This is a genomic window from Rhizomicrobium sp. (genome assembly GCF_056722145.1).
The window spans coordinates 1-2,842 of sequence record NZ_JBWZET010000218.1; the positions used below are offsets into that span (position 1 = coordinate 1).

Consider the following 2,842-nt stretch of genomic DNA (forward strand, 5'->3'; position numbering starts at 1 on the left):
AGTTCTTCGCCGACGCGCTTGTTCTGGCGGGCGTGGATCAGGGTCAGGGCGCCGCCCTGTTCGCCGACGATGGCGCAGTGGCGGGCGGCCGCGCGCGCCACCATGCGGAAGAGCACGACGTCGCCGGGGGCGATGGCATCGAGCGCGACCGGCGCCAGGTGCCGCGCCAGACCGTCGCGCAAACTCTCGCCGGTCTCATCCCAATCGGGACGATAAGGCGGGATGGTTTCGGGCGCGTCGCCGTGACGTTCGCGCCAGATGCCGACGAGCAGGCCGAGGCAATCGCAGCCCACCCCTTTCAGCGAGGCCTGATGCACATAGGGCGTGCCGATCCAGCCGCGCGCGGCGGCGACGATGTCAGTTGCCATAGCGGCTGCCTCCATCGAGCGGCGTCGACGACGACACCGCGGCAAGCGCGGCATTGCCGCCGATCATGTAAGGGTGGCCGCGAAAATTGAGCGCGTTGGCGAACTTGGTTTTGCAGGTGGCAAAGGCATGATCGCAGCCCGGCGTGACGGTAAAACCATCGCCGACGCTCACCGCTTCGCTCATCGCCTGCCACAGCTCGAGGCCGCTCGCCAGCGTGTGACGCTTGACCTCCATGGCGCGGCCGGCGTTGGCGCCCGTGGTGAAGGTCAGCTTGCCGTGCGCGAACCAGCCATCGGCATAACCGCCAAGCCCCGCGGCGGTGAAGCGGCGAGCGTCGGCGACTGTCGCGACCGTTGCGGCGACCGCGGTGACCGCCACGGTGCAGCGCGCATCGCCGAGCACCGCATCGCAGCCGTGGGCAAAGACGCGGCCGACCGGCTGGTTGAAGGCTTGGGTCAGGCCGCGCACCTCGGCTTCGAACGCGCATTTGCCGCGCTTGACCTCGCCGAGGGTGCCCGACCGCATCAACACGCGCTGATCGGGCGCCGCCCAATTGACGCGCCAAATCTCGATTGCGGCATTGTCGAACAGGCCGGCGGCAAGATCGTGCTCATTGAGACTGGCCGACGTCAGCGCCCCCATCACCGACAGATTGTCGACCGACAGATCGGCGCCCGAGGTCACCTCGCCCGCCGTGAAGCCGGTGGCGGCGGCATAACTGACGGCATTGAAGGCGAGCGCGGTGTCGTGATCGGTGAAGCCGAGCACCAATCCGTCGCGGCGGGTGATCTTCCAGCACCAGGCGAGCGTCGTGGTGCCGGAGGACAGGTGCGTCTGCAGCGCGGGCGGCAGGGTTTTCATATCCGGATCTCCACCAGTGGAATGGAGGGAATTTCCCCGGCGCGGAAGCCGGCGAGATTGATCGACAGGGAGTCGGTGTCGAAACGCACCGGCACATCGAACTCGAATCCGGCGGCGACCGCAGCGCCGTTGGCGGGCGCGGTGGTGAAGGTGAGGACGCCGGTGGTGGGATCGACGCTGAAGGCCGTGGTCTCGACGCCGCCGACCGCCGCACGCACGCTGCCGGCGACCGGTTTGACGATGGCGCGGGCCCACGCCGCCGGGCCGGAGACATAGGTCTTCGTGAGCGCGAAGGATTTGCTGGTGCCGTCGCCCTGCCCCAGCGCCTGATCGAGCGGCGTCGGCGTCGCGGCGGGGGCGCAGGAGCGGAAGTCGGCAAAATCCTTGAATCGGAAACCGGTGAGCCGGCCCGAACGCGCCTCGAAGAAGCCGATCACGGCGTGGATATCGTCGAGCGTCTTGATGCCGTAGCCGACATCGTAGCGCCGGCGCGAATTCGCCCACACGCCATTGCGCTCCTCGTAGCCGGAGCCGAGGGTGACGATCTCGGTCTTGCGCTCGGGCCCGCCGGTGGAATGGAAGGCGATGGTGGTGGGAAAGCGGATTTCGTGGAAAGTCATGTCACAAATTCCTTTGTCCCCGCGCCAGGGCGCGCGACAGCATCGCCGCGATCTGCGTTTCCGATTTGAGGAAGCTGGTGGCGTCACGCGCGGTGACGTTGAGCGCGATCTGCGGCCGCGCATTGGGCACGATGCTTCCCGCCTCTGCCGGCACGAACATCTCGGGCCCGTTCTCGCCGACGAGATAACTGGTGCCGGCATCGACCGGACCGCCCGCCGCACGCGCCCCGCCGATCGGCAGGATCGATTCCACCAGGCTGGAGGCGACATCTTCGAGCGGCGACAGCATGAAGTCCTTCACCGCCAGCCGGTCGAGCGAGGCCAGCGTCGAAGCGACGAAATCGTCGATCGAGCCTTTGCCGCTGACGACGGCGCGGGCGATGGAATTCTCCATCGCGGTGAAGGTGCGATCGACCGCGTCCTGGATGGTTCGGGTGGCGGCGGCCACCGGACCGGCGGCGAAATCGGTAAGCGCCTTGCCGGCGCTGTCGAGCGGCGTGTCATTGGTCATGGGTCAATCCGGAAAGGCGGTCATCAGGGCTCGCAGACCGGCGCGATCGAGCGCGGGACGGCGCGGCGTCACCAGCGCCCGCCATTCGGCGAACGACAGCGACCAGAACACGGCGGGCGTGAGCTTCAGCCGGCCTAGCCCGACGGCGAGGACATCGTCCCAGCGAAAGGGCTGCCGGTTGCCTCTCCCGACAGGCCGGCGCGTTCGAACGCCTGCGCCACCGCGGCGACGAGGGTGCCGAGATCAACCGGCAGCGCCAGCACACCGGCAGGCGTGAGATCGTGCCCGCCGCCTTTCAGCAGCGCCGCCGCGACGATGGCGAGATCGCCGGCGCGGGCATGTTTCAGCCGCACCCCGATGTCGCCGAGGTCCGTGAGGCCGAGGCCGTCTTCGATGTCGGCAAGAGCGCCGAGCGTGAGCAGCAGGCGGAAGGATTTTCCGCCCGCCTCAAGCCCGGCCTCGCCACGAATGGCATTGGGCA

At 68.3% G+C, this 2,842-nt stretch carries 6 protein-coding genes; all 6 read right to left on the reverse strand.

Annotated features, from left to right (window positions below; all coding sequences use genetic code 11):
- Window positions 1-368: C40 family peptidase (locus AC1P6P_RS11890; RefSeq protein ID WP_481402654.1), on the reverse strand; the 368-nt coding region annotated here is incomplete at its 3' end.
- The gene (locus tag AC1P6P_RS11895; RefSeq protein ID WP_481402655.1) at window positions 358-1,230 is read right to left on the reverse strand and encodes a DUF2163 domain-containing protein; all 873 of its coding nucleotides are present in this window, start codon (window positions 1,228-1,230) and stop codon (window positions 358-360) included. The genes AC1P6P_RS11895 and AC1P6P_RS11890, both read right to left, overlap by 11 nt.
- Window positions 1,227-1,850, reverse strand: a complete 624-nt coding sequence (locus AC1P6P_RS11900) for a phage distal tail protein, Rcc01695 family (RefSeq protein ID WP_481402656.1) — start codon at window positions 1,848-1,850, stop codon at window positions 1,227-1,229. Before AC1P6P_RS11900 ends, AC1P6P_RS11895 begins: the two co-directional genes overlap by 4 nt.
- Before the next feature lies 1 nt (window position 1,851).
- Complete coding sequence (locus AC1P6P_RS11905; RefSeq protein ID WP_481402657.1) at window positions 1,852-2,361, reverse strand: phage tail tape measure C-terminal domain-containing protein; 510 nt, start codon at window positions 2,359-2,361, stop codon at window positions 1,852-1,854.
- Between the two features lie 3 nt (window positions 2,362-2,364).
- Complete coding sequence (locus AC1P6P_RS11910; RefSeq protein WP_481402658.1) at window positions 2,365-2,472, reverse strand: phage tail assembly chaperone; 108 nt, start codon at window positions 2,470-2,472, stop codon at window positions 2,365-2,367.
- A gap of 23 nt (window positions 2,473-2,495) precedes the next feature.
- Window positions 2,496-2,842, reverse strand: a 347-nt coding sequence (locus AC1P6P_RS11915; protein ID WP_481402659.1) for a GTA-gp10 family protein, incomplete at its 5' end; no start/stop codon positions are given.

Bases quoted from the DNA above. Each gene is read 5' to 3' on its own strand.
- AC1P6P_RS11895 (WP_481402655.1), bottom strand. From the start codon at position 1,230: ATGAAAACCCTGCCGCCCGCGCTGCAGACGCACCTGTCCTCCGGCACC.
- AC1P6P_RS11900 (WP_481402656.1), bottom strand. From the start codon at position 1,850: ATGACTTTCCACGAAATCCGCTTTCCCACCACCATCGCCTTCCATTCC.
- AC1P6P_RS11905 (WP_481402657.1), bottom strand. From the start codon at position 2,361: ATGACCAATGACACGCCGCTCGACAGCGCCGGCAAGGCGCTTACCGAT.